The sequence below is a fragment of the Knoellia sp. AC549 genome (assembly GCF_979258975.1).
This window is the reverse complement of the sequence record NZ_OZ409890.1, coordinates 1,691,599-1,716,135: the sequence shown is the minus strand read 5'-3', so window position 1 is coordinate 1,716,135 and position 24,537 is coordinate 1,691,599. Positions and strand designations below refer to the sequence as shown.

The window sequence follows — 24,537 nt, the reverse complement described above, 5'->3', positions numbered from 1 at the left end:
ACGAGGAGCTCGTAGAGCATGCAGCCGGCCGAGTAGAGGTCGGAGCGGGCGTCGACGTTCTGGCCCTGCGCCTGCTCGGGCGAGAGGTACTGCGCGGTGCCAATGACGGCCTGCGTCTGCGTCATGGTCGCGGCGGTGTCGGCGATGGCCCGGGCGATCCCGAAGTCCATGACCTTGATGGTGCCGTCCTTGGCGATCATGACGTTGGCCGGCTTGATGTCGCGGTGGACGATGCCCATGCGGTGGCTGTAGGCGAGCGCGTCGAGGACCCCTTCGGTGACCCGGGAGGCCTCCTCGGTGGGGATCTTGTCGCGCTCGGTGAGGACCTCGCGCAGGGTGCGCCCCTGGACGTACTCCATGACCATGTAGGGCACGGCGACCTTGGCGCCGTTGGACTCGACGGAGTGGTCCTCCCCGGAGTCGTAGACGGCGACGATCGAGGCGTGGTTGAGCCCGGCGGAGGACTGCGCCTCACGACGGAACCGCTTGATGAACGACTGGTCGCGCGCGAGGTCGCTGCGCAGCATCTTGATGGCGACCTGACGTCCCAGGCGGGTGTCATGGCCCAGGTGCACGTCGGCCATGCCGCCCCGGCCGATCAGCTCCCCCACCTCGTAGCGGCCCCCCAGCAGCAGGGGATCCTCGCTCATCGGTGCCTCACTTCTTCAGCCCTGCTTCGATCATGGCCTTGGCGATGGGGCCTCCCACGGCGCCACCGCCACGGGCCTCGCTGTCGGGGTCGCCGCCGTTCTCGATGACGACGGCCACCGCGATCTGCGGGTCGTCCGCAGGCGCGAACCCGGTGAACCAGGCGTGGGCTCGCTGCACCCGGTCGGTCTCGGCGGTCCCGGTCTTGCCGGCCACGCGCACGCCGTCGATCTGGGCCGGCTGGCCGCTACCGTTCTCGACGACCGCCTCCATCATCTCGGTGAGCTGGGTGGCGACCTCGGGGGTGACGGCCTCGGAGAGCTGCTCGGGCTCGGCGCGCTCGATGACGCTGAGGTCGCTCGACAGCACCGACTTCACGAGGTGTGGGCGCATGACGACACCCGCGTTGGCGACGCCGGCGCTGAACATCGCGACCTGCAGCGGCGTGACGCGCACGTCGTACTGACCGACCGCCGACTGGGCCAGCTGGGCCTGGTTGAGCTCGGCGGGGACGCTGCTCGGCGTGACTCGCATGGGGATCGAGATCTGGTCTCCCACACCGAACTTCGCGGCCTGGTCGCGCAACGCGTCGGCGCCGAGCTCCATGCCGAGGTGGCCGAACGCGGCGTTGCACGAGATCTCCATCGCGTGCAGGAACGTCGTCTTGTCGTCGTCACCGCAGGCGCGCCGGCCGATGTTGGGCAGGCCGACGGTCGTCTGCGGGAGGTCGAGCACGGCCGGGCCGGGCAGCACGGTCTCGGGCGAGAACCGGCCGCTCGACAGGGCTGCCGCGGCTGTGACGATCTTGAAGACCGACCCGGGCGGATAGAGGTCGCCGCCGATGGCGCGGTTGACCAGCGGCTTGTCCTTGTCGGCATTGAGAGCCTTGTATGCCGTGTCGACCTTGCCGAGGTCGTGACCCGAGAGGGTGGCCGGGTTGAACCCGGGGTTGCTCACCATCGCGAGGATCTCACCGGTCGAGGGGTTGACCGCGACGGCGGCCCCCTTGCGTCCGTCGAGGGCGGTGATCGCGGCCTGCTGGACCCGGGAGTCGATGGTGAGCTCGAGGCTGGCGCCGGTCGTCCGGCGGCCGGTGAAGAAGTCGGAGACCCGACGGAAGGCGAGCTTGTCGCTCCGGCCAGACAGGAGGCTGTTCTCGGCCTGCTCGAGGCCGCTGCCGGCGCCGTAGAAGGAGTAGTAGCCGGTGATGTGCGCGTACTGCGAGCCGCCGGGGTAGGTGCGCAGCCACTTGTACTCGTTGTCGACCGGCACCGACTTCGCGATGGCGGTGTCGCCGACGAGGATCTGGCCGCGCTCGCGGGCATAGCTGCTGAGCAGGGTGCGGCGGTTGTCGGGTCGGGCGTTGAGGTCCTTGGCGTAGACGAACTGGATCATGGTCGTCGACACGAGGAGGGAGGCGAAGAGGAAGGCGACGACGAAGGAGAGGCGGCGGATCGGGGAGTTCATCGCACCTTCACCACCTGGGTCTGCTCGCTGGCCACAGGGTTGGGGCCTTCCGGGTCGGGGACGGGACGGCGGGCGTGGTCGCTGATCCGCAGGAGGAGCGCGACCAGGGTCCAGTTCGCGAGGAGCGAGGAGCCGCCCTGGGAGAGGAACGGCATGGTCAGGCCGGTGAGGGGGATGACGCGGGTGACGCCACCGACGACGACGAAGCACTGCAGGGCGACCGAGAAGGCGAGGCCGGAGGCGAGGAGCTTGCCAAAGCCGTCGCGGGCGCCGATGGCGGTGCGCAGGCCGCGCTCGACGAGGAGCACGTAGAGCAGGAGCAGGGCGAAGAGGCCCACGAGGCCGATCTCCTCGCCGAAGCTGGGGACGATGAAGTCGCTCTCGGCGAAGTAGGTGAGCTCGGGCCGGCCGCGCCCGAGGCCGGTGCCGAACATGCCGCCGGACGCCATGCCCATCAGCCCCCGCGCCAGCTGGTCGGAGGTGTCGAGGGCCTCACGGCTGAACGTGTCGAGCCAGAGCAGGACGCGCCGCTGCACGTGGCTGAAGAGCATGTTGGCGATCCAGCAGCCGACGCCGAAGAGCAGCAGGCCGATGGCGACCCAGGACGTGCGCTCGGTCGCGACGTAGAGCATGGCGACGAAGAGGCCGAAGAAGAGGAGGGAGGAGCCGAGGTCCTTCTCGAGGACGAGGACTCCGACCGAGAGCATCCAGGCCACGAGGATCGGGCCGAGGTCGCGGGCCCGGGGCAGGGTGAGGCCGAGGATGCGGCGACCGGCGACGGACAGCGCGTCGCGGGTCTGGACGAGGTAGCCGGCGAAGAAGACCGCCAGCACGACCTTGGCGACCTCACCGGGCTGGAACGAGAACGGGCCGAGCTGGATCCAGATGCGGGACCCGTAGTTCTCGACTCCCAGCCCGGGCACGAGCGGCAGCACGAGGAGCCCGAAACCGAGGGCGCCGGCGAGGTAGGTGTAGCGGCGCAGGATGCGGTGGTCGCGCAGGATGATGAGGGCGGCGATCGCCAGGCCGGCGGCCAGCGCGCTCCACATGAGCTGGCGCAGGGCCATCCCCTCGGCGAGGTCCTTGCCGCGGGCCAGGTCCAGCCGGTTGATCATGACGAGCCCGAGCCCGTTGAGCAGCGTGGCGATGGGCAGGATGAGCGGGTCGGCGTAGGGCGCGCGCCACCGCATCACGAGGTGGAAGACCGCGGTGATGATGAGGAAGCCGGAGCCGACGGCGACGAGGCTCGGAGGGATGGCGCCCTCGACCGCCACGCCCACGTTGATGTAGGCGAGCGCGACGATGCCGACCGCGAAGACGAGGAGGCCGAGCTCGACGTTGCGGCCCTTGCGGGAGGCGAGGGAGGAGACGGTGGTCATGCGTTGGGACTGGTGCTGGGTGTGGATGAGGGGGCGGGCGGGAGCGTGGGCGGAGAGGGGGCCACGGTGGGCGAGCCGGTGGGTGACGCGGTGGGGGACCCGGTGGCCGTCCCCGTGGGCGTCCCGGTGGGTGTCGGTGTCGGGGTGGGCGTCGGGGTCGTCCAGGTCGAGGGCACGGTCGCGCAGGAGCGGCCCTGGGTCTTGGCGTAGCGGCACGCCTGGGCCTGCACCTCGAGGTTGCGCACGAGCGAGGCCGCGCCGGAGCGGTTCGGCATGCTGATGCCGCGCCCGAGCTGGCCCCGATAGAAGTCGGGGAGGTCGTCGAGGGCGATGGTGCTCGTCGTCTCGGGCTGGGACAGCTCGATGGGGCCGAGGGTCTGGTCGACCCCCTTGAACACCGCGACGCGTCCGTCGTTGACGCCGACATAGAACTGGGCCTGCGACCAGGCCCACGCGGCATACCCACCACCGACGAGCAGGACCAGGGCGAGGAAGGAGACGCCGGCGGCACGAAGGATCGTCGCGGTGCGGCCACGCGGGCCCTCGTCGGCGAGCTCGACCTCGTCGCCTGCACCGCTCGCCTCGTGGGAGAGGGCTGCGGCCTTGGCGGCGGGCGTGACGGGGATGGGCCTGGTGTGTCGGCGGATCGCTGCTGCGGCCCCGACGATCTGGGGGCTGTCGCTCGGCACCGGGCCCTTGGTGAGGTCCACGACGTCACCGATGACGACGGTGACGTTGTCGGGAGCGCCGGCCCGCAGCGCGAGCTGGACGAGTCGCTCGGCGCAGTCGCCGGGCTTGCGCTCGGTCGTGAGGACCTCGTCGATCGTGTCGCGCGTGACGTAGTCGGAGAGCCCGTCCGAGCAGATGAGGTAGCGGTCGCCGACGATCGCCTGGCGCACGACGACGTCCGGCTCCTCGCCCTCGGCGCCGGTGAGGACGCGGGTCACGAGGGAGCGCTGCGGGTGGGTCGACGCCTCGTCGGGGGTGAGGCGGCCCTCGTCCACGAGCGACTGGACGAAGCTGTGGTCCTTGGTGATCTGGCTGACCTCACCGCCACGCACGACGTACGCGCGCGAGTCACCGATGTGGGCGAGGACGAGCTTGTCCCGGGCTCGCAGGATGGCGATGAGGGTCGTGCCCATGCCGTCGAGGTCAGGATCGTCCTGGGTCAGCTGGCCGAGCTCGGCGTTGGCCGAGGTGATGCGTCGGAGCAGCGCCTGGGTCGCGTCCACGCCGGAGAAGGACTCTCCGTCGAGCCCGACGAGGGCCCCGAGGATCGCCGAGGACGCCACGTCGCCGCCGGCGTGACCGCCCATGCCGTCGGCCATCGCGAGCAGGTGCGGGCCGGCATACCCGCTGTCCTCGTTGTTGGTTCGCACCATCCCGACATCGGAGCGGGCGGCGAAGTGGAAGGCGATCGCCACGGGCTACCTCCGCAGCTCGACGACGGTCGTGCCGAACCTGATCTCGGTCCCGGCCGTCACCGGAGTCGGTGTGGTGAGGCGCTGCTGGCCGATGAAGGTGCCGTTGGTCGAGCCGAGGTCCTCGACCACCCAGCCGTCGGGACCGAGGTAGATGCGGGCGTGCCGGCCGGAGGCGAAGTCGTCCTCGAGGACGAGGGCGCACTCGGGGGCGCGACCGACGAGGGTTCCGGACTCACGCAGCGGCAGGCTCGTGCCGGCGAGGGGTCCGCTCGTGACGCGCAGGTGGTTGGGGGCAACGGCAGCGGGACGGGTGCTGAAGCGGCGACCGGCCGGACGACGCGAGGGTGGGCGGACCGGGCGCTGCTCCGCGGGCACCGCCGCCGGACTGGCGCCCCGGGCGGCGGGGCGCGGTGTGGGGGTGCGGCCGCTCGAGGACCGTCGCGGGGTGACCTGGGTGCCGTAGAGGTCCCCGCGCAGGACACCGACGACGGCGACGACGAAGGCCCAGAGGGCGACGAGGAGGCCGAGGCGCATGAGGGTGATGGTGAGTTCGCTCATTTAGGTGGTGCTCACTCCTGTCACTTTCGGCCGGCGCGGTAGGTGACGGAGGTGCGGCCGACGGTGATGCGGTCGCCGTCCTCGAGGTGGGTGGTCGTGATGCGCTCACCACCGACAAAGGTCCCGTTCGTCGACCCGAGGTCACGGATGGTGGCGACGGTGTGCGGTCCGTCCTGCGTCACGCGGATCTCGCTGTGCCGACGGGAGATCCCCGGGTCGTCGAGGATGATGTCGGCGATGTCGTCCCTGCCGAGGACCGTGATCGCCCCCATGAGCGGGTAGCGCTCGCCGTCGACGTCGAGCCAAGGGCGGTCGGCCGGGTTGGTGCGCCGCTTCCGGGCAGGCGGCTTCGCCGGTTGGTATGCCGCCGTCTCACCGAGCTCGTCGTCCGGTTCGTGACGTGGCCGGACCGGCTCGCGAGGTGGCCGGGCCGCTGGGGCGGGTGCCGCGACGGGAGGTGCGGCGGGAGGTGCGGCTGCAGTGGCGGGGAACTCGCCGGCATACCCGTCGTCGTCCTGGCGGCGGGGCGGTCGGCGAACGGGCTGGTGCTGGCCGGTCGTGCCGGTGGCGCGGGGGCGCTTGGCCGTGCTGGGGCGGATGCGGAAGACACCCGTCTCGAGGTCGACGTCCTCGTCGAAGAGGATGTCGATGGGTCCGCCCGGCTGGTAGTGCTGGCTGTCGGCGTGCTCCTCGGCGGCGGCGATGAGCTCGTTCTCGAGCTCTTGGCCGTGGTCGGTGAGGCGCTCGAAGTCGGTCTCGCTCAGCTCGATCGTGAAGACGTTGGGGACGACGCTGCGGGATCGACCTGAGCTGGCGGCGCGGTCGTCCATGGCGCGACGGATGGCGCTCGCGATCTCGACCGGCTGCACCTCGGCGCGGAACGCCTTGGCGAAGACACCGTTGACGGCGCGTTCGAGCTTGCCCTCCATGCGGTCGAACAGGCCCATGGCGCGCCTCCTTTGGTGATGGGTCGGTGCTGCGGTCGGTGCTGTGGTCGGTCGTGGGTCAGTCGTCAGTCCGGCTCGATGCTATCCGGCGGGGCTGTGGTGACTCGTGAGGCTGTCGTGATCGATACCTGAAGGGTGCAGTTTGCGAGAGCGGCACCGTGACGGGTCCTCCGGTTGAGACAGTGGGGCATGAGGTCCTACTGCGCGGTCTATGTCGACGTCGGCTACCTCCTCGCATCCGCGGCGACGCGGGTCACCGGCTCGTCGTTGCGCAGCGGCATCGAGGTCGACTACCCGGGCTTGATCGCCGGCCTCGTCGCGCAGGTCGAGGCAGACTCGGGACTGCCCCTGCTGCGGGTCAACTGGTACGACTCCGGTGCTCGCTCCGGCGGCCAGCCCGACTACCACCAGGACCAGATCGGTCTCCTCCCCCGGATCAAGCTCAGGCTCGGACGGTTGTCGTATGCCGGCGAGCAGAAGGGCGTGGACGTGCGCCTGGGTCTCGACCTGGCGTTGCAGGGGCGGGCCAGGGTGGCGGATGTCGTCTACCTCGTCTCGGGCGACGACGACCTCACCGAGGCCGTCGAGGAGGCCCAGAGTGCCGGGGTGCAGGTCGTCCTCCTGAGCGTGCCGGCTCAGAACGGGCACGGGCACGCGGTCTCGAAGCACCTGCGGCGGGCGGCCGACGGCGAGCAGCCGATCGACCCCACGATCATCGATCGATGCGTGCGCTCGCGGGCGCTCGCGGAGGGTCTGGCCCCCCACCCCGCCGATGAGACGTCGGACGGTGCGAGTGATGAGCAGCTGGATCGCGGGGCTGTGCCGCTCGAGGGTTCGTTCGACGGCGTGGGCGTGCCCGCCGATGACGGTGCCGACGCCGACCACGCTGAGGCGCCCGTCGATGCCGCCGCGTCGAGCTCCGAACCGGCACCGGCGAGCGAGCGACCCCCGGCCGACGAGGCCCTGAGGCCCGACGGCGGTTCAGCAGCCACCGAGCCGCCGGAACTCGCCTCCTCCGACACCCACCTCCCCCAGGGCCAGCCTCCAGCCGCTAGACCACCCAGCACGCCGACGCCGGCGATGTTCGGTCGCAGGCGCGCCACCGAAGTCGTGCTCCCCGCAGCCCAGCCGCCTCCCACCTGGTCGACGTCGACGGGTGACCGGCCGGTCGTCGAGCACGGTGTCATCAACCCCGAGATCGTCGACGTCGTCGCCAAGACGGTCCTCGACTCGTGGTGTCGGACAGCGACACCCGACGCCCTCGTGACGCTGCGAGCGTCGAAGCCGACGATCCCCGGGGACCTCGATCGCGCCCTGCTCCTCGACCTGTCGAGTCGCGCCGGGTTCTATGACATCGACGATGCCAGCCGTCACGAGGTCCGGGAGAGGTTCTGGTTCCACGTCGCCCGCGTCCGCCTGACTTGATCTGTCCTACCCCCTCAGGTGAGGCTGGCGCCGAGTCGCTCGCGGGCTCCCCGCCCGCGACGCGCCACGGGAACCGTCCCGGTGATGCGACCCAGTCCGACCTTCGCCCCGTTGCCGTAGAGCGTCTCGATGTGACCGGCGGGCACGGCATACGTCTCGTGCCAGATCCCCACGGCGCCGGGGTGTCGGCGCGCAGCAGCGTTGAAGGCCCGCCACGCGGGGAGGTGCGCGCTCTCGGCCCGGTGCGCGTAGGCATAGAGCAGCTCCGTGTTGCGCCACCACTGCACGACGAAGGGCCCCTGCCCACCGAGAAGCGTCGTGGCGCCGAGGAACCCGAGGTCATCGGCCTCTCCCCGCGCTGCCGCCTCCTTGTTGCGGGCGAGCTCGGCGAGCATCCGGGGCATCGCGGTGAAGACGGGCATCCACAGGTCCGGTCGGTGCCAGCTGCGGATCGTCATGCCGATGTGGAAGACGACGACCTCACCCTCGTGGGCGTGGGTCGTGGGGGCAGCGCGGTCGGTCATGGCGAACTCCAGGATGTGGGATAGCGAAACTATCTGAGCCTGCTCCCATTTTGGAGAGGTCTACTATCCAATGTCAAGGACTTTCCACTCTGGATCTGGAGGTGTGCCGTGCGGCTGGCCGAGCTGTCCGAGAGCAGTGGCGTCGCGGTCGCGACGCTGAAGTACTACCTGCGCGAGGGACTGCTTCATCCCGGCCGGGCGGTCTCGCGGACGCAGGCGGACTACGACGAGACCCACGTCGAGCGGGTGCGCCTCGTGCGGGCGCTCAGCGAGGTCGGCGGCCTCCCCCTCGCGACGATCGGGCGGGTCCTCGAGGTCATCACCACCCCGGGGCAGGACCGGATCACGGTGCTCGAGACGGCACAACGCGCCCTTGTCGGCGGCCGCGACGACGGTGCGGACCCGGCTGACATTGAGAGCCGCGGCCCGGATCGCGCTCCGCGGGCCTCGGCTTGGCTGGAGGCACGCGGCTGGCAGATCCACCCCAGTGACCCTTTGATCGACGAGCTCGAGCGGGCTTGGGCGGCATGCGACGACGTGGGGCTCGGGCTCGACGAGCAGCGGCTGAGCGAGTACGCCGACCACGTCGAGGCGATCGGCCAGATCGACGTCGACAGCGTCCCTGCCGACCCCGAGGGCGCGGTCCGGCAGGTCGTGCTCGGCACCGTGCTCGTGGACCCGGTGCTCTCGGCGCTACGCCGGTTGTCCCACCAGCACATCTCGGTCTCACGGGCCATGGGTCGCGAGCCGCGGACCCGATGAAGGTCAACATCCTCGCCGCGGGTTCGCGCGGTGACGTCCAGCCGATGGTGGCGCTCGGCGTCGGCCTGGTCCGGGCAGGGCACGAGGTCACGCTGTGTGCCGGCGACGACTTCAAGGACCTCGTCACCCGCCACGGCGTGGGCTTCGTCCCGGCCGGCGTGCACATCGGGGAGCTCATCGCCTCGCCGCTCGGCGTGGAATGGCTCGGTCACTCGAGCCGCAACCCGTTCCACGAGCTTGCTGCCCTGCGCCGCTTCGTGCGTGCTTCGACGCAGGGGTATGCCGGTGCGCTGGTCCCGCTCGTCGGTTCCGCCGACCTGTGGGTGAGCGGGCTGCTCACCGTGCACACCGTCGACGCGCTGGTGTCGGTCGGTGGTGGGCGGCACGTCGTGGCAGAGCTCGCGCCGATGCGCCCGACCCGGGCGGCGTCAGCCACCCTGGCACCGGCGCTGCCCACACGCTCCTCGATCGCGAATGTCGTTGCGGGACAGGCGACTCTGCAGGCGATCTCGTCGGTCTTCTCGCTCCCGGGTGACCGCGTGCGAGCCGAGCTGGGACTCCCGCAGACCGGTCGACGCGGCTTCCTCGGCGCCATCCGGCGGACGCCGGGCGTGCTCGCGGCCTCGCCCCTCGTCGTGCCACCACCGGCCGACTGGGGAGGCAACCCCAGACCGACGGGGTACTGGTTCCTCGACGAGGAGGTGACGTCGGCACCGGAACGGGAGCTGGCGGCATACCTCGCAGAAGGTCCGCGCCCGGCCTATGTCGGGTTCGGGTCGATGTCGACCCGCGAGGCTGTCGCCACGAGCGCCATGGTCGCGGAGGCCGCGAGCGCAGCGGGCGTGCGGGTCGTGCTGCACGAAGGGGCGGCGGGCCTCGGGTCGACGGACGACGAGTGGGTGCGCTGTGTCGGCGACGTGCCGCACGCCTGGCTCTTCGAGCGGGTGGCGGGTGTCGTGCACCACGGCGGGGCCGGCACGACGGCGGCGGCGCTGAGGGCCGGTGTGCCGCAGGCGGTGGTCTCGCACATCGGCGACCAGCCGTACTGGGGGCGGCGGGTGGGGGAGCTCGGTGTCGGGGCGCGACCGGTGCGGCGGCACGAGCTGTCGGTGCAGTGGTTGACCCAGGTCCTGAGGGGTTTCGCACGGGGCGAGTGCGCGGCGCGGGCAGCCGCCGTTGGCGACGAGATCCGTCGCGAGGACGGCGTCGGACGGGCTGTCGAGCTGCTGACCTGACCACCCATTTGGAGACAGGCGCGGGTCTACGGCACACTGGACCAGTTCCAAGCGCAAGTGGCGGAACGGCAGACGCGCTGCGTTCAGGTCGCAGTGTCCGAAAGGGCGTGGGGGTTCAAATCCCCCCTTGCGCACAATCTGATGTCTCAGGACATCGGCAGGACCCCGAACCCGCAAGGTTCGGGGTCTCCTGCGTTGGGGCTGGTCCCGGCCACCTGGGGCCCAGTCACGTGCGGATGATGCGCCGTTCGATGGCCGCTGCCACCGCGCCGGCGCGGGTGTCCACGCCGAGCTTGGTGTAGATGTGCGACAGGTGGCTCTTGACCGTCGCCTCCGAGACGAGCAACTCACGCGCCATCTCCTTGTTGCCCAGGCCCTGCGAGAGCAGCTCGAGCACCTCGACCTCGCGCTCGGTCACGGTGCGCCCACCGCCGGACGGGGACGCACGCCGCACCAGCGTCGCGGCGACCGACGGTGCGAGGACCGTCTCGCCGCGAGCGGTCGCACGGATCCCGGCGAACAGCTCATCCGGTGGCGCGTCCTTGAGCAGGTAGCCGCGCGCACCGGCGTCGAGCGCCCGCAGCACGTCGGCCTCGGTGTCATACGTCGTGAGCACGAGCACCTCCGGCGCGTGCTCACCCCGCCGGAGCCGCGCGGTGACCTCGGCGCCACCAGGGCCGGCGCCCAGGTTGAGGTCCATGAGCACGACGTCCGGCCGGTCGAGCGCGACGAGGCGCTCGGCGCTCGCGAGGTCGTGCGCCTCACCGACGACGTCGAGGTCGTCCTGCCCGTCGAGCAGCGCCCGCAGGCCCGCTCGCACGACCGGGTGGTCGTCGACGAGCACGATCCGGATCGTCATGCCTGGTCCTCTCCCGCCGCCAGGGGCAGGGCGACCGAGACGGTCGTCCCCTCGCCCGGTGCGCTCTCGACCGATGCGCCGCCTCCCAGCCCAGCAGCACGATCGCGTATGCCGGCCAGTCCCCTCCCGCGTTCCCCGTCCGTCCGCACGTGGTCGGGTTCGAAGCCGACGCCGTCGTCCCGGACGTCGAGCAGGACCTCGTCGGCGTTGTAGGTGAGCGACACGACGACCCTGGTGGCGGCGGAGTGCTCGACGACGTTGGCCAGGGCGCCGCGCACGCTTCGGACCACCGCGCTCGCCACGGCGGGCGGCACCGGGACTGGGTCCCCGTGGACGCGCACCTCACTCGTCACGTCGTGCGCGGCTTGGGCGACCGCCCGCCGCACGGCGACCGGGAGGGCCTGGGCCGACGACTCGTCCAGGCCGGCGGGGGCAAGGTCACGCACGACCCGCCTCACCTCGTCGAGCCCGTCGCGCGCCGTGACAGCCGCCGTGCGCACATGGGCCCGGGCTGAGTCCGGTCGCTGCGTCCAGTCCTGCTCCGCCGCGTTGAGGAGCAGGTTGATCGACGACAGGCCTTGCCCCACGGAGTCGTGGATCTCACGGGACAGGCGCGTCCGCTCGGCCAGGGCACCCGAATGGCGTTGTGCGACAGCCAGATCCGCTTGCGCGGCGGTCAGGTCGTCGAGCAGCTCCTGCCGTTGCGCGGCCTCCCGCTCGAGAGCCCGGAACGCGATGACGGTGGCGAGGGCGATGCCGGCCGGGCCGGCGACGAGGGTGGGATCGAGGCCGTCGGTGATCCGCAGCCAGGCCACGCTCACGACGAGAGTCATGACGACCACGAGCACCGCGGCATACGCGAAGGGGATGACGCGCAGGACCGCGAAGGCGACCGGCACGGCCGTCCAGGCGAAGGACGGTGCCACGAGGGTGAGGGCGGCCCAGAGGGTGACGACGACGACCACCCAGGGGGCGGCGGGCAGGCCAGGGCGGGCGGCATACACGGCAACGAAACCGACCGCGCCGACGAGGATGAAGAACCCGGTGGCGTCGAGCTCGTGACGCATCACGTAGCGGACCGCGCTCACCGCGACGAGAGCGACGAGCACGACATGGAGCCAGCGGTCCAGCTCGGCGACGGGAGCGAGGACCCCGCGCACCCCGCGGGCCGCCGGCGATGCCTCGCTCGATCCGTCGCTGTCCACGACGAGTCAGCCTAGTGATCGGGAGCGGAGCGGGGCATCATCCAACTGGCTATCCGAGTCCACCCGGTTGCCCGACGCGGGAAGCCGGATGGGGCGCCATCGTTGGTGGGGAAGGGAAGCACCCACCATCACCCCAGGAGTCCCCATGAAGCGCACTCTCGTCATCGCCCTGACCGCCGCCACCGTCCCGCTCGCCTCCACCATGCTCGCAACGGCCACCGCCGGGGCCGTGGAGAGTGGTCGTCCGGCGAGCTACTCCCTCACCGGTGACGAGGGAGGCTCGAAGTTCGAGGGCATCGGCGTCGACGCCCGTCGTGGCACCTTCTATGTCAGCGAGGTGACGGGCGGCGAGATCCACCGCGGTGCCGCCATGCAGACCGGGACCCAGGAGTGGCTCGGGGGTGCCGGCACGGACGGCCGGTTCACGGCTCGCGGGATCACCACCGACGACGCCGGCCGCGTCTATGTCGCCGGCGGCCCGAACGGCATCGACGCCGCGACCGGCACGGACAACGGCCGCCCCGACCTCTGGGTCTACTCGCCGAGCGGTGAGCTGCTCGCCGCGCTGCGCACCCCGGGCGACAACGTCTTCCTCAACGACGTGTGGGTCGGCCCGGACGGCGCGGCCTACTTCACGAACTCCAATGCGCCACAGGTCTTCCGGGTTGCCCTCGAGGACGGCGCCTGGGGCGTCGACCTGTGGGCCGACGCGACCGGAACGATCCCGCAGCTGCCCGGCTTCAACCTCGGCGGCATCGTCCTCAGCCCTGACCGCAGCGCCTTCGTCGTCGCGCAGGGGACGACGGGTCGGCTGTGGCGTTTCGCCGTGGCCGACGGCGCAGTGAGCGAGGTCGAGACCGGCGGTGCGAACCTCGTCAACGCCGACGGGCTCGTCCGCCAGGGGACGCGGCTCAGCGTCGTGCGCAACTTCTCGCGGATGCTCGCGACGCTCGAGCTTCTCCGACGACGGCTCCTCCGCCTCGCTGGTCTCGCAGGTGCCGACCGACCCGACGCGCGTGCTCACGACCGCCAAGACCTTGCGCGGCCGCACCCTCTTCGTCGACAGCAAGTTCGACGAGACGGTCGCGACGCCGCCCTACGAGGTCGTGACGAACCCGTTCGGCTCGTGACCCGCCTCCTCGCCCACGCCGCCGCCGTCATGCTCCTCCTGTGCCTGACGGCGGCGTGCTCGCCCGCGAACCAGCCGGCGGACCGGCCTGGGGACCGGCCCGGAGATCGTTCCATGGACCACACCGCCGGCCAGTCCGGCGATGCAGGGACGCAGGAGCGTCCGGACCGGGCCCGGCTCGACGAGGACCTGCGTGACGCAGCCTGGGCCAACGACGTGAGACGTGCGAAGTCGCTTGTCGCGCAGGGCGCCGACGTCAACGCCAAGGACGCCACGGTGCAGTCGGCCTACCTCATCGCCACGAGCGAGGGCCGCCTCGACCTCCTCCGGCTGACCCTGGAGAACGGCGCGTCCGTCAACGACAAGGACAGCTGGAACGGCACCGGGCTCATCCGTGCAGCCGAGCGCGGACACCACCTCGTCGTCGGCCGGCTGCTCCAGGCGGGCATCGACCGCAACCACGTCAATCGCATCGGCTACCAGGCGATCCACGAGGCGGTCTGGCTGGGACGGGACACACCGGCATACGCTCGAACGATCCGCGCTCTCGCGTCAGGTGGAGCGGAGCTGACCCGCCCGTCGGTGTCGGAGAACCTCACGCCCCTGCAGATGGCGAGCGAGCGTGGATACCCGAAGCTCGAGGGAGTGCTGACGAGGATGCTGGACACGACGCCGATCGCGGACCCCGACGCTGCGCTGCTGCGGGCGGCCGAGGTGGGCGACGCCGACACCGCCGCCCGCGCGCTCCGAGCGGGCGCGGACCTCGAGGCACGCGACGGCCAGCAGCGGACGCCGCTCCTGCTCGCCGCCACCTTCGACCGCGTCGAGGTGGCCCACCTGCTCGTCGCGATGGGCGCTTCTGCCGACGCGTTGGACGGCCGCCACGACACCCCGTGGCTCGTCACCGGCGTGACCGGGAGCGTTGAGATGCTCGAGGCGCTGCTGCCGGCCGGACCTGACCTCACTATCCGCAACCGCTACGGCGGGGTGTCGGTCATCCCGGCGAGCGAGCGCGGGCACGTGGACTACGTGCGGCGGGTGGTGCAGACCGGGATCAACGTCGACCACGTCAACGACCTCGGCTGGACGGCGCTCCTCGAGGCCGTGATCCTCGGCGATGGGGGGAAGCGACTCCAGGAGATCGTCGAGATCCTCCTCGCCGCGGGCGCCGATCCGTCCGTGGCCGACAAGGACAGCGTCACGCCGCTCGAGCACGCGCAGCGCAAGGGCCACACGGACATCGCCGCCCTGCTGGCCGGACGCTGACCGGGCGGTCAGTGGAGTCGGGGCATGAGTCGGCTCACGGATGCTGCGGTCGAGGTGGGGTTCTCGAGCAGCTCGGGATCGATGGCTGCGACCTCTTGGAATAGATACCCCCCTGGGGTATGTTGACCGGGTCAGCTCATCGAATCGCACGAGAGGACCCCTGATGAACGCCCGCAACAGCATGGCGGCCAACGCCACCCTGCACTGCCTCACCGGCTGTGCCATCGGCGAGATCGCCGGCCTCATGATCGGAACCGCCCTGGGCCTGTCGACCGGAGCCACGATCGCCCTGGCGATCAGCCTGGCGTTCCTCTTCGGCTACGCCCTGTCCACCTTGCCGCTCGTCAAGGCCGGCCTGGGCTTCTTCGCCGCCCTCAGCGTCGTCTTCGCCGCCGACACCCTGTCCATCGCCGTGATGGAGATCGTCGACAACGCCGTCATGGCCGCCATCCCGGGCGCGATGGACGCCGGCATCGTCAACCCGGTCTTCTGGCTCGGCATGATCATCGCTCTGTCCGTCGCCTTCGTGGCCGCGTTCCCGGTCAACCGCTACCTCATCGACAAGGGCAAGGGGCACGCCCTGACGCACCAGTTCATGCACGGCGACGAGCACGGCTCGGATGCCGGTTCCCACGGCTCCCACGAGTCCGGGCACCACCACTGACCCTCCCCGCCGGCCCCCGGCCGCCCTCTCCCACCAGGAGCACGACATGAACACCAACACCCTGGCCGCCGCCGTCATCGGCTTCCTCCTCGGCGGACTCCTCGTCTCGACGGCAGCAGCCCTCGAGGATGACAGCCCGGCTCCGACCGACCACGGCAGCAGCCAGCAGCTCTCGCGCCCAGCGTCCTGACGGGAGTCCCGCGTCGCGGACGTAGGGTCGTGAGATGACCCTTCGACCCGTGGCCCGTGCTCTCGACACCGCGCTCGACCGAGCCGTCGTGCCCGGCTTCTCACGCATCGGGTATGCCGTGCGCCGTCGCCTTCCGACGTGGCCGGCCGACCCGGCCGTCGGGTCCCTCGCAGGCCGCAACGTCGCCGTCACCGGTGCCACCTCGGGCCTCGGGGTCGCTACGGCCCGCCAGCTCAGCGAGCTCGGCGCCCACGTCCACCTCATCGTGCGCAACGCCGACAAGGCTGTCCAGGTCGCCGCCGACCTGCCCGGTCCGTCGACGACGTGGGTCTGCGACCTCGGCGACCTCGACAGCGTGCGCGACTGCGCGAGCCGCATCGTGGCCAACGGCCTCGAGCTCCACGCCCTCGTCCACAACGCGGGTGCGATGCCGCCCGAGCGCACCGAGTCGCCGCAGGGCCACGAGGTGTCCATGTCGCTGCACGTCCTCGGGCCGGTGCTGCTCACCGACCTGCTGCTGCCGGCCCTCACCGGTCACGAGGCGCGCGTCGTCCTTGTCACCTCCGGCGGGATGTATGCGCAGAAGCTTCCCGGTCGACGACCCCGAGTACGTGAGCGGTGAGTACTCCGGTGCCACGGCATACGCCAGGAGCAAGCGCGCCCAGGTCGAGCTGCTGCCGATCCTCACGACCCGGTGGGCAGCAGACGGCGTCGCCGTCTATGCGATGCACCCGGGCTGGGCCGCCACCCCCGGCGTGACCGAGTCGCTGCCGACGTTCGACAAGGTCCTCGGGCCGATCCTGCGGGACGCCGACGCCGGCGCGGACACGACGACCTGGCTCGTCGCGGCCACGCCACGACCGCGTGGTGGCGGCCTCTGGATGGACCGTCGCGAACGGCCCACGGCCTACCTCGGCCGCAACAGTCCCAGCTCGGACGAGCGCCGGCGCCTGTGGCAGTGGGTCGCCTCCGCCCTGGACGTCTCGCCCTGAGGCCGCCGAGGTGTGCCGGCGCTGCTGCTCAGTGGAGCGTGGGTCGGTAGGTCAGCTCCTGGGTGTGGCCGTCGAGGGTGCGGCTCTCGAGGAGCTCCAGGTCGAAGTCGGCCGCGCCGGCGAAGATCGGGGCGGTGCCGGTCCGGCCGGTGAGGACCGGGAAGAGCGTCACCTGCACGCGGTCGACCAGGCCCGCGGCCATGAGCGCCCGGTTCATCGACAGGCTCCCGTGCGAGCGCAGCGGCACCGATGACTCCTCCTTGAGGCGGGCCACGACCTCCACGGCGTCGCCGCCCACGACCGTCGCGTCCGGCCAGTCGAGCGGCGCCTCCAACGTGCTCGACACGATCGTGGTGGGCAGGTGGACCATCCGGGTCACCCACGGGTCACGCACGTCGGAGTCCTCGTCGGCGGAGCCGAGCATGGCAACGAACTCGCGATAGGTCTCGGCACCGAGGACCATCCGCTGCTCCACGGCATACAGGGCATCTCGGTGGGCGAGCAGCTCGGGACCCTGCTTGCCCCAGTAGCCGCCCCAGTCCCCGCCCGGGCCATAGGAGCCGAAGCCGTCGAGGCTGGAGAAGACGTCGAAGGTGTAGGTCGTGGTCATGGTGTCCCCCTCGGTGAGGCGCCCGGGTGGCTGCCTCTCACTTCCTCCACGAACGGGGAGCGGCGGATACGACAACCGTGAGGGACCATTCTTTCGCAGGTCTGGTTCGGGGGGGCCGGACCCGGATTGTCAGCCACCGCCCCACATCTGAGACGCTTCCACTGTCGCGAGGCCGCTGAACGGTGGCTCGGCACGGCTTGACCGGCCGCGCCGAACACCTGCTTTCCTCGCCCACCCACCTACGGAGCACACATGAACTTCCTGCCCGACCCCCGCACCGGGTCACTGCCCAGCCCTGCTCGCCCGACGGGTGTGCGGCGATGAGTCGGCGGTCGACGCGCACCAAGCGCACCGGCTCACTGCCGACCCTGCCGCCACACGGCCTGAGGGTGGTGCCGCTGGGCGGACTCGGCGAGATCGGTCGCAACATGACCGTCTTCGAGCATGCCGGGCGCCTGCTCATCGTCGACTGCGGAGTGCTCTTCCCCGACGAGCACCAGCCCGGGGTCGACGTCATCATCCCGGACTTCGGCTGGATCAGGGACCGCCTCGACAAGGTCGACGCGATCGTCCTCACCCACGGGCACGAGGACCACATCGGTGGGGTTCCCTACCTGCTGCGTGAGCGTCCCGACATCCCCGTGGTCGGCTCTCGCCTCACGCTGGCGCTGATCGAGGCCAAGCTGGTCGAGCACCGGATCAAGCCCCGGACCGTCGAGGTGGCCGAGGGCGACCGCCGCTCCTTCGGCCCCTTCGACTGCGAGTTCGTCGCCGTCAACCACTCCATCCCCGACGGGCTCGCCGTGGCGATCCGCACCAAGGCGGGGCTGGTGTTGCACACCGGCGACTTCAAGATGGACCAGTTCCCGCTCGACGGCCGCGTCACCGACCTGCGCGCCTTCGCCCGGCTGGGCGAGGAGGGCGTCGACCTCTTCCTCCCGGACTCCACCAACGCCGAGGTGCCCGGGTTCACGGTGTCCGAGGGCGAGCTCGCCCCCGCCATCGACAAGGTCTTCCGCGAGACCAAGGGCCGGGTCATCGTCTCCAGCTTCGCCAGTCACGTGCACCGCATCCAGCAGGTCCTCGACACCGCCCACCGCCACAACCGCAAGGTCGCCTTCGTCGGGCGGTCGATGGTGCGCAACATGGGCATCGCCCGCGAGCTGGGCTACCTCACCATCCCCGACGGCCTCGTCGTCAAGGACATGAAGGCGCTCGAGCGACTGCGACCGGACCAGCAGACGATCATCGCCACCGGGTCGCAGGGTGAGCCCATGGCAGCCCTGGCCCGCATGGCCAACCGCGACCACCCCGTGGAGATCACCCCCGGCGACACGGTTCTCATGGCCAGCTCCCTCATCCCCGGCAACGAGAACGCGATCTATCGGGTCATCAACGAGCTCACCCGCTGGGGCGCCAACGTGGTCCACAAGGGCAACGCCAAGGTGCACGTCTCCGGGCACGCCAGCGCCGGCGAGCTGGCCTACTGCTACAACATCATCGAGCCCACCAACGTGCTGCCCGTCCACGGTGAGTGGCGACACCTGCGTGCCAACGCCGACATCGCCATCCGCACGGGCGTGGACGCTGATCGGGTGCTCATCGCCCAGGACGGCAGTGTCATCGACCTCGTCGACGGGCGCGCCAGGATCACCGGCACCGTCCCCGCCGGGCTGGTCTATGTCGACGCGATGACCGTGGGCGGCGCCACCGAGGAGACGCTGCACGTGCGACGCACCCTCGCCGAGGAGGGCGTCGTCACCATCGTCTGCATCATCGACCCCGACACCGGCAAGCTGGCCGAGGAGCCCGACTACCTCGCCCACGGCTTCCCGCCCGACCTGTTGGACTTCTCGGGCGCCACGCCCCTCATCCAGAAGGCCCTCACCAAGGCGACGACGGACGGCATCGAGGACCTGGCGCAGATCGAGGACCTGGTCCGCCGTGCCGCGTCCACCTGGGCCCATCGGACGCACCGCCGCAGCCCGCTCATCATCCCGGTGGTCGTCGACGCCTGACTCGGCGTCGGCGGGCGCCGGCACCCCTGCCGTCGGACGAGGTCAGTCGCCGGCGAGGTGCCAGAGCCTGCGGGGCACGACCAGGCGCCAGGCGTCGAGGACGAGCTCACGCATCCGGTCCTCGTCGAGCTGGTCGAGGTGGCACTCGACCCAGTTGAACCGCATCTCGGACGGACGCGGCATGAAGAACACGTCGGGCTCGCTCGCGACCAGTGCCTCGCGCTCCTCCTTGGGGAACGCGAAGCCCATCTCGGTCTCCTCCTCGTTGAACGCCAGCCACACGATGCTCCCGACCCGGAACTTCACCCGGTCGCGCACGATCGCCTCGTAGCTGCGAGGCAACCCCGCCGCCACCGCACGAACGTCGGCGATCGTGACCGGCATACCTCCAGAGTGGCACCAGGCACCGACGGCGCCAATCCCCTCAGAGCGGTTCCGCGTCCCCGTCGCGGTGGCTCTCGAGGGCGGAGTGGGGCTGGCGGGCGGCCACCCGGATGGGGCCCTTGGCGGTGAGCGCGTCGACGGTGACGCCGGCCTGGGTGGCGGCGACGAGTCCGGCCTCGGCCAGTCGCGCGACCGCCTCACGCGCGGGCTGCATGAGGTCGCGCCAGTCGTCGTCGCCCACCCGCCGAGCCGCCTCGCTCGGGCAGATCGTCGCGTCCGCTGCGCGGTGGGCGAGCAGGTCGAGGATGGCGTGCTCGAGTCGTGCCGGCGTGGAGTCGCTCATGGCTCGTCCGCGACGGCGCGTTCGTAGCGCGACACGTCGGGGTCCACGTCGCTGAGCACCCGGAACATGGCCGCTCGCAGCATGGCCTGGCGCCTCGCTCCCCCGGACCAGTCGCGCATCACCGCGATGTCGGCGCCCATCCACATCACGGCGTCGAGGACGCACACGGCTTCGGCCCATAGCGCCGGCCGCCAGTAGGGCGAGACGTCGATGACGAACGGGATGCCGCTCGCGTCGAAGAGGACGTTGCCGGCGAGGTCGCCGTGGACGAGCTGCTCGGGGCCAAGGCTCGTCGTGTCGAGCTCGGCCATGAGCCGTGAGACGAGCGCTCCGACAGCAGTGGGTATGCCGGTCGGCTGGCTCTCGCCGAACGCGACCCGTTCCGCTGCGGCCCAGCGGTCGTCGCGATGGCGTATGCCATGCGGTGCGGTCGTGACCTTGGCGGCGAGGCGGGCGTGGAGCAGGCGGCCGGTGGCGAGGAGCACGTCGAGGTCGGTGCACGGGCGGGTGTCGGGCTCGAACCGCGTTGCGCCCCAACCGTCGGCGACCCACTGGAGGTCGCGCGTGGGGATCGGCATCGCGAGACGGATCGAACGGGGGCGTTCGTGGTCGAGCTCGACGGAGAGCGGCGCGATGATCGGGTTGAGCCAGTTGGCGATGTGCTGGCTGCGTCCTGGTGACAGCACGAGGTCGCCCGCGAGCACGCTCTGCCCCTGCCCGCCGGCAAGGGGCACGGAGTCCTCGGGCACGGCATACAGGTCAAGGACCCGAGCGGAAGGCTTCACCCAACGCACGCTAGACCTCCCCCTCCCGGGGTGGTGGCTCGCGCCTCAGTCGTCGTGGTGGTGGGTGAAGGATGCCTGGAGGGCCTCGATCGTGGCGGTGCGCTCGCGCACTGCCATCCATCGGAAGAGCGGGGTGGCCAGGCGGTAGGCGCCGTGCGTCTCCACCCTGGCGTGGTGGTGGACGAGCGTCGTGTGGTCGCCCTTGGCCTCGAGCCGCCATGCCGGCCAGCCCTCGGCCTTGAGTCTGCCGCCCTTGGTCTTGTCCCACCAGTGGTACACGAGGGTGGTCGGGCGGACGAGCTCGGCGATGTCGCCCGGTGTGGGGCCGACGGACGTCCTGTCGAGGTAGGTCGTGCCCTGAGCCGGCGGACCGGGCGAGGTCTGCTCGGTGTGCCGCAGGATGCTGCCCCGGCGTGGCATCCAGTCGTTGTAGCCGTTGATGTCGGCGAGGCGGGTGAAGACATCGTCGACCGCGGCGTGGACCACACGCGACAGCTCGAACTCAATGACACCCATATTCCAGCGTCCTCCCGTGCGTCGCCCACTTCAAGGGGATGCTGGTGTCGATTCCGGGTGCTCTCGTTCGTCATGGAGGTGACGCGGGCACCACGTCCGGCGCGACATCGCACAGAGGAGCACCCATGGCCGAGTACCTCATCTACTTCAATCAGCAGTGGGTCGGTGACCACACGCAGGAGTGGTTCCTCTCGCGGGTCGAACCGTCGATGGCCGTCATCCGCGAGATGCAGGAGGCGGGCGTCTACGTCTTCGCCGGAGGGCTCGAGGAGGGCGCCCCGGTCTACTCGGCCGACGCCACGAGTGGAGAGGTCGTCGTCACGGACGGCCCGTTCACGGAGACAACGGAGGTTCTCGGCGGGTTCACCGTCATCGAGGTGCCGGACGACGAGACCGCGAAGATGTGGGCCGGCAAGGTGGCGCAGGGGTGCGGCTGGCCGCAGGAGGTGCGCCGCATCGGCGCCAAACCGGAGTGACGACAACGGTGGGTATGCCGCCCGCTCGAGCGGGCGGCATACCTGACGTTGTGCTTGTGCCGAGTCACACGACCTCGGCGCCATGGGCCCCCAGGTCCTAGGGTCGAAGGATGGACGAGACGCCTGAGCTGACCGCGCACGACCTCGCTCACCTCCTTCGATGTGTCGAGCTCGCCCGCGAAGCGCTGGCCGAGGGTGACGACCCCTTCGGGTCGGTGCTGGTCGACCCTCAGGGCACGGTGCTGCACGAGGATCGCAACCGCACCGCTCGTGGCGATGAGACCCGGCACCCCGAGCTCGAACTGGCCCGGTGGGCGGCGGCGCATGTGGCGCCGGAGGTTCGGCCGGCGTGCACGGTGTACACGTCGGGAGAGCACTGCCCGATGTGCTCAGCCGGCCACGCCTGGGTGGGTCTGGGTCGGATCGTCTACGCGGCGTCCTCTGCCCAGCTCATGACGTGGCGGCGAGAGTGGGGTCTGATGGAAGGGCCAGTGGCACCTCTGCCGATCAATGCCGTGGCACCCGCCATCCCCGTCTCGGGGCCGGCCCATGAGCTCGCCGAAGAACTCCGCGAGCTGCACCGGCAGGCGGCTCTGCGGGAGTAGGTCCCGCTGCGCGCCCTCAGGCGAGCACCTCTCTGAGGAGGTCGCCCATGGCTGCGACACCGGCGACGAGTCGCTCGTCGGGAACCCCGGAGAAGCTCATCCGCGCGTGGTTGGCCTCGGGACGCTCGGAGAAGAAGGGCGTGCCCGGCACGACGATGACGCCTGACCGCGGAATGAGGACGTCGCGCTGGAACGCGGCGACGTCGAGGCGTTGCGGGAACGTCACCCACGTGAAGAGGCCGCCCTGCGCGCGGGTCCACGTGATCCCCGTGGGGAAGTGCTCCGCCATGGTGGCGAGCATGAGGTCGCGCTTGTGCCGATACGTCGGGAGCATGCCGACGATGTGCTGCTCGATGTCGAAGCCGCTGAGGTAGGCCGCGGCGGCGCGCATGTTGAGCGTGCCGTTCTGGGTGTCCGCGCCGAGCTTGAGGAGGGCGAGCTTCTCGCGGATCTCGGGAGTCGCCAGGGCCCACCCGAGCCGCAGTCCGGGCGCGAGGATCTTTGAGAAGCTGCCCAGGTGGATGACCCGTCCCGCGGTGTCGAGGCTCTTGATGGTCGGGAGCCGATCACCCTCGTAGCGCAGCTCGCGATAGGGAGTGTCCTCGATGATGACGACGTCGTACTCCTCGGCGAGCTCGACCAGCCGTCGGCGTCGCGGCAGGCTCATCGTGCGCCCGGTGGGGTTCTGGTAGTCGGGGACGACGTAGATGAGCTTGACCCGGTCGGTGGTGCGCAACACCTCCTCGAGGGCGTCGGTGTCCATGCCCTCCTCGTCCATGGGCACGGAGCGGTAGTCCGGCTCGCACGGGTTGAACGCGATCAGGGCACCGAGAAAGGTCGGCCGCTCGGTGATGATGACGTCTCCGGCGTCGATGAACAGCTTGGCGCTCAGGTCGAGACCCTGCTGCCCACCCTGGGTGATGAGGACATCGTCGGCGACACACGGCATACCGTCCGCTGTGAGTCGCGCAGCAACGAGCGCGCGCAGCTCGGGCAGTCCCTCGGACGCTGCGTACTGCAGTGCCGAGGCGTTGGCAGTCGAGAGCAGCTCGTCATAGATCTTGTGGAGCTCCTCGATCGGGAAGAGCGTCGGGTCCGGGTAGCCGCCGGCGAACGACGTGATCCGGGGATCGCCTGCGAGAGCGAGGAACTCACGAATGGCTGAGGGCTGCACCCGCTCGGCGCGGTGGGCGAACGCGGTCACGTCGAGTCTCCTGAGGTCAGCGGTGGATGCGTGCTTGCAGCGTCGCGCACGCAGACCGGACCTGCAAGATCCGTCCATCCCAGCGGTCGATGACCAGCCCCTGAGGGATTCAGCCGAAGGACAGACCGCCCGGCCGGCCCTCGCGCAGGGCCGCGAGGTGCTCGTCGTAGTTCATGACGTCGAAGAGTGAAGCGCCGTCGAGCATGCGGGCCTGGAGGCCCTTCTCCCTGGTCTCGATCGCCTCCGCAGCATCGACGGCAGCGCCGAACTCGTCGTCCGAGCCCACGATGACGCCGTCGTCGTCCCCGACGACGATCTCGCCCGGCACCACCTCGACACCATCTAGGGACAGGGCGACACCGGTCTCCGGGAGGGCCTTTGCCGGGTAGGCGTTCGGGGCGAACCCGGTCGACCAGATCGGCATCGACAGCTTGGCCAGAGTGGCGGTGTCCCGGGAGCGACCGAAGAGGACGAGTCCGCGCAGGCCCCGCCGTTGGGCCTCGGTGCCGAAGAGCTCACCCGCGACCGCCCGCTCGTCACCACCGACGTCCACCACGAGCACGTCCCCGGGCTCGGACACGCGGAGCGCATGGATGACGGACATGAGGTCCCGGTTGGCCCTGGCCGTGATGACCCGACCCACGAGGTGGTGACCAACGACGACGGGGCGCAGCGCGGGCGGCAGGATGCGCAGAGTGGGTGAGGCGTCGACAAGGCTCGTCGTCGAGAGGTGCTCCAGGCGGGCGAGCAGGTCGTCGGTCGGCATGGGTTGATCCTCACTTGCAGAGCGGGCGGCCGGATCGACCCAGGTCGTTCGTGGAAGTATGCCGCCCGCTTGATATCTGCCGCACGGCGGTAGGCCAGCACCGTCTGCGGCAGGAGGCGAGGCCCCGTCGTCGTAGTTGAAAGGGCAGAAGAGGCG

26 protein-coding genes, 1 tRNA gene and 1 pseudogene are annotated in these 24,537 nt (G+C 70.7%); 12 read left to right on the top strand and 16 right to left on the bottom strand.

What is annotated here, in order from left to right; translation table 11 throughout:
• Nucleotides 1–2 precede the first annotated feature (2 nt).
• From ACZZ98_RS08265 to ACZZ98_RS08240, 6 genes and pseudogenes are all read right to left on the bottom strand, one after another.
• Nucleotides 3–584: pseudogene (locus ACZZ98_RS08265) on the bottom strand (protein kinase domain-containing protein); the annotation flags it as partial.
• A gap of 73 nt (nt 585–657) precedes the next feature.
• Nucleotides 658–2,115 (bottom strand): peptidoglycan D,D-transpeptidase FtsI family protein, encoded by a 1,458-nt coding sequence (locus ACZZ98_RS08260; protein WP_463515789.1) that lies wholly within the window; start codon nt 2,113–2,115, stop codon nt 658–660.
• Nucleotides 2,112–3,494, bottom strand: a complete 1,383-nt coding sequence (locus ACZZ98_RS08255; RefSeq protein WP_463515788.1) for an FtsW/RodA/SpoVE family cell cycle protein — start codon at nt 3,492–3,494, stop codon at nt 2,112–2,114. The genes ACZZ98_RS08260 and ACZZ98_RS08255 overlap by 4 nt, the downstream gene beginning before the upstream one ends.
• Nucleotides 3,491–4,918: a PP2C family protein-serine/threonine phosphatase gene (locus tag ACZZ98_RS08250; protein WP_463515787.1), complete on the bottom strand. Its 1,428-nt coding sequence runs from the start codon at nt 4,916–4,918 to the stop codon at nt 3,491–3,493. The genes ACZZ98_RS08255 and ACZZ98_RS08250 overlap by 4 nt, the downstream gene beginning before the upstream one ends.
• A gap of 3 nt (nt 4,919–4,921) precedes the next feature.
• Nucleotides 4,922–5,476, bottom strand: coding sequence for an FHA domain-containing protein FhaB/FipA (locus ACZZ98_RS08245; RefSeq protein WP_463515786.1), 555 nt, complete (start codon nt 5,474–5,476; stop codon nt 4,922–4,924).
• A gap of 20 nt (nt 5,477–5,496) precedes the next feature.
• On the bottom strand, nt 5,497–6,423 hold the full coding sequence (locus ACZZ98_RS08240; protein WP_463515785.1) for an FhaA domain-containing protein: 927 nt from the start codon (nt 6,421–6,423) through the stop codon (nt 5,497–5,499).
• 189 nt (nt 6,424–6,612) lie between these two features.
• Between ACZZ98_RS08240 and ACZZ98_RS08235 the strand changes: the two genes are divergently transcribed.
• Nucleotides 6,613–7,848: an NYN domain-containing protein gene (locus ACZZ98_RS08235; RefSeq protein WP_463515784.1), complete on the top strand. Its 1,236-nt coding sequence runs from the start codon at nt 6,613–6,615 to the stop codon at nt 7,846–7,848.
• Between the two features lie 14 nt (nt 7,849–7,862).
• Here the strand turns inward: ACZZ98_RS08235 and ACZZ98_RS08230 are convergent, their stop codons facing one another.
• A complete protein-coding gene (locus ACZZ98_RS08230) occupies nt 7,863–8,372 on the bottom strand; it encodes a DUF4188 domain-containing protein (RefSeq protein WP_463515783.1) in 510 nt (169 codons plus the stop codon).
• Between the two features lie 108 nt (nt 8,373–8,480).
• Here ACZZ98_RS08230 and ACZZ98_RS08225 point away from each other — a divergent pair, with 108 nt between their 5' ends.
• The 3 genes from ACZZ98_RS08225 to ACZZ98_RS08215 all read left to right on the top strand — a co-directional run bounded on the left by ACZZ98_RS08225 (nt 8,481) and on the right by ACZZ98_RS08215 (nt 10,503).
• A complete protein-coding gene (locus ACZZ98_RS08225) occupies nt 8,481–9,134 on the top strand; it encodes a MerR family transcriptional regulator (RefSeq protein ID WP_463515782.1) in 654 nt (217 codons plus the stop codon).
• On the top strand, nt 9,131–10,369 hold the full coding sequence (locus ACZZ98_RS08220; RefSeq protein ID WP_463515781.1) for a glycosyltransferase: 1,239 nt from the start codon (nt 9,131–9,133) through the stop codon (nt 10,367–10,369). Before ACZZ98_RS08225 ends, ACZZ98_RS08220 begins: the two co-directional genes overlap by 4 nt.
• Nucleotides 10,370–10,420: 51 nt before the next feature.
• Nucleotides 10,421–10,503, top strand: a tRNA-Leu gene (locus ACZZ98_RS08215).
• Nucleotides 10,504–10,595: 92 nt separating this feature from the next.
• Here the strand turns inward: ACZZ98_RS08215 and ACZZ98_RS08210 are convergent.
• Complete coding sequence (locus ACZZ98_RS08210; RefSeq protein ID WP_463515780.1) at nt 10,596–11,228, bottom strand: response regulator; 633 nt, start codon at nt 11,226–11,228, stop codon at nt 10,596–10,598.
• Nucleotides 11,225–12,433, bottom strand: coding sequence for a sensor histidine kinase (locus ACZZ98_RS08205; protein WP_463515779.1), 1,209 nt, complete (start codon nt 12,431–12,433; stop codon nt 11,225–11,227). The genes ACZZ98_RS08210 and ACZZ98_RS08205 overlap by 4 nt, the downstream gene beginning before the upstream one ends.
• A gap of 145 nt (nt 12,434–12,578) precedes the next feature.
• On the opposite strand from ACZZ98_RS08205, the gene ACZZ98_RS08200 reads away from it, so the two are divergent.
• The 5 genes from ACZZ98_RS08200 to ACZZ98_RS08180 all read left to right on the top strand — a co-directional run bounded on the left by ACZZ98_RS08200 (nt 12,579) and on the right by ACZZ98_RS08180 (nt 16,674).
• The gene (locus tag ACZZ98_RS08200; protein ID WP_463515778.1) at nt 12,579–14,828 is read left to right on the top strand and encodes an ankyrin repeat domain-containing protein; all 2,250 of its coding nucleotides are present in this window, start codon (nt 12,579–12,581) and stop codon (nt 14,826–14,828) included.
• A 163-nt stretch (nt 14,829–14,991) separates the two neighbouring features.
• Entirely contained in the window at nt 14,992–15,492 is a 501-nt protein-coding gene (locus ACZZ98_RS08195) for a DUF4396 domain-containing protein (RefSeq protein ID WP_463515777.1), read from the top strand.
• Between the two features lie 46 nt (nt 15,493–15,538).
• A complete protein-coding gene (locus ACZZ98_RS08190) occupies nt 15,539–15,682 on the top strand; it encodes a hypothetical protein (RefSeq protein ID WP_463515776.1) in 144 nt (47 codons plus the stop codon).
• Nucleotides 15,683–15,716: 34 nt separating this feature from the next.
• Nucleotides 15,717–16,304, top strand: a complete 588-nt coding sequence (locus ACZZ98_RS08185) for an SDR family NAD(P)-dependent oxidoreductase (protein ID WP_463515775.1) — start codon at nt 15,717–15,719, stop codon at nt 16,302–16,304.
• Nucleotides 16,258–16,674: a hypothetical protein gene (locus ACZZ98_RS08180; RefSeq protein WP_463515774.1), complete on the top strand. Its 417-nt coding sequence runs from the start codon at nt 16,258–16,260 to the stop codon at nt 16,672–16,674. Before ACZZ98_RS08185 ends, ACZZ98_RS08180 begins: the two co-directional genes overlap by 47 nt.
• 28 nt (nt 16,675–16,702) lie before the next feature.
• Here the strand turns inward: ACZZ98_RS08180 and ACZZ98_RS08175 are convergent, their stop codons facing one another.
• Nucleotides 16,703–17,284, bottom strand: coding sequence for a dihydrofolate reductase family protein (locus ACZZ98_RS08175; RefSeq protein WP_463515773.1), 582 nt, complete (start codon nt 17,282–17,284; stop codon nt 16,703–16,705).
• A gap of 320 nt (nt 17,285–17,604) precedes the next feature.
• Here ACZZ98_RS08175 and ACZZ98_RS08170 point away from each other — a divergent pair, with 320 nt between their 5' ends.
• A complete protein-coding gene (locus ACZZ98_RS08170; RefSeq protein WP_463515772.1) occupies nt 17,605–19,302 on the top strand; it encodes a ribonuclease J in 1,698 nt (565 codons plus the stop codon).
• Between the two features lie 42 nt (nt 19,303–19,344).
• Here the strand turns inward: ACZZ98_RS08170 and ACZZ98_RS08165 are convergent, their stop codons facing one another.
• Genes ACZZ98_RS08165 through ACZZ98_RS08150 form a run of 4 tightly spaced genes read right to left on the bottom strand, consistent with a single transcriptional unit; the run spans nt 19,345 to nt 21,330 of the window.
• Nucleotides 19,345–19,686, bottom strand: a complete 342-nt coding sequence (locus ACZZ98_RS08165; protein ID WP_463515771.1) for an MmcQ/YjbR family DNA-binding protein — start codon at nt 19,684–19,686, stop codon at nt 19,345–19,347.
• Between the two features lie 40 nt (nt 19,687–19,726).
• On the bottom strand, nt 19,727–20,029 hold the full coding sequence (locus ACZZ98_RS08160; RefSeq protein ID WP_463515770.1) for a DUF3253 domain-containing protein: 303 nt from the start codon (nt 20,027–20,029) through the stop codon (nt 19,727–19,729).
• Nucleotides 20,026–20,814, bottom strand: a complete 789-nt coding sequence (locus ACZZ98_RS08155) for an aminoglycoside phosphotransferase (RefSeq protein ID WP_463515769.1) — start codon at nt 20,812–20,814, stop codon at nt 20,026–20,028. Before ACZZ98_RS08155 ends, ACZZ98_RS08160 begins: the two co-directional genes overlap by 4 nt.
• A gap of 45 nt (nt 20,815–20,859) precedes the next feature.
• Complete coding sequence (locus tag ACZZ98_RS08150; protein WP_463515768.1) at nt 20,860–21,330, bottom strand: SRPBCC family protein; 471 nt, start codon at nt 21,328–21,330, stop codon at nt 20,860–20,862.
• 125 nt (nt 21,331–21,455) lie between these two features.
• On the opposite strand from ACZZ98_RS08150, the gene ACZZ98_RS08145 reads away from it, so the two are divergent.
• A complete protein-coding gene (locus ACZZ98_RS08145) occupies nt 21,456–21,806 on the top strand; it encodes a YciI family protein (RefSeq protein WP_463515767.1) in 351 nt (116 codons plus the stop codon).
• Between the two features lie 110 nt (nt 21,807–21,916).
• On the top strand, nt 21,917–22,411 hold the full coding sequence (locus ACZZ98_RS08140) for a nucleoside deaminase (RefSeq protein ID WP_463515766.1): 495 nt from the start codon (nt 21,917–21,919) through the stop codon (nt 22,409–22,411).
• A gap of 16 nt (nt 22,412–22,427) precedes the next feature.
• On the opposite strand, the gene ACZZ98_RS08135 is transcribed toward ACZZ98_RS08140, so the two are convergent.
• Nucleotides 22,428–23,615, bottom strand: coding sequence for an aminotransferase-like domain-containing protein (locus ACZZ98_RS08135; RefSeq protein ID WP_463515765.1), 1,188 nt, complete (start codon nt 23,613–23,615; stop codon nt 22,428–22,430).
• Nucleotides 23,616–23,724: 109 nt separating this feature from the next.
• On the bottom strand, nt 23,725–24,381 hold the full coding sequence (locus ACZZ98_RS08130) for an RraA family protein (RefSeq protein WP_463515764.1): 657 nt from the start codon (nt 24,379–24,381) through the stop codon (nt 23,725–23,727).
• Between the last annotated feature and the right edge of the window lie 156 nt (nt 24,382–24,537).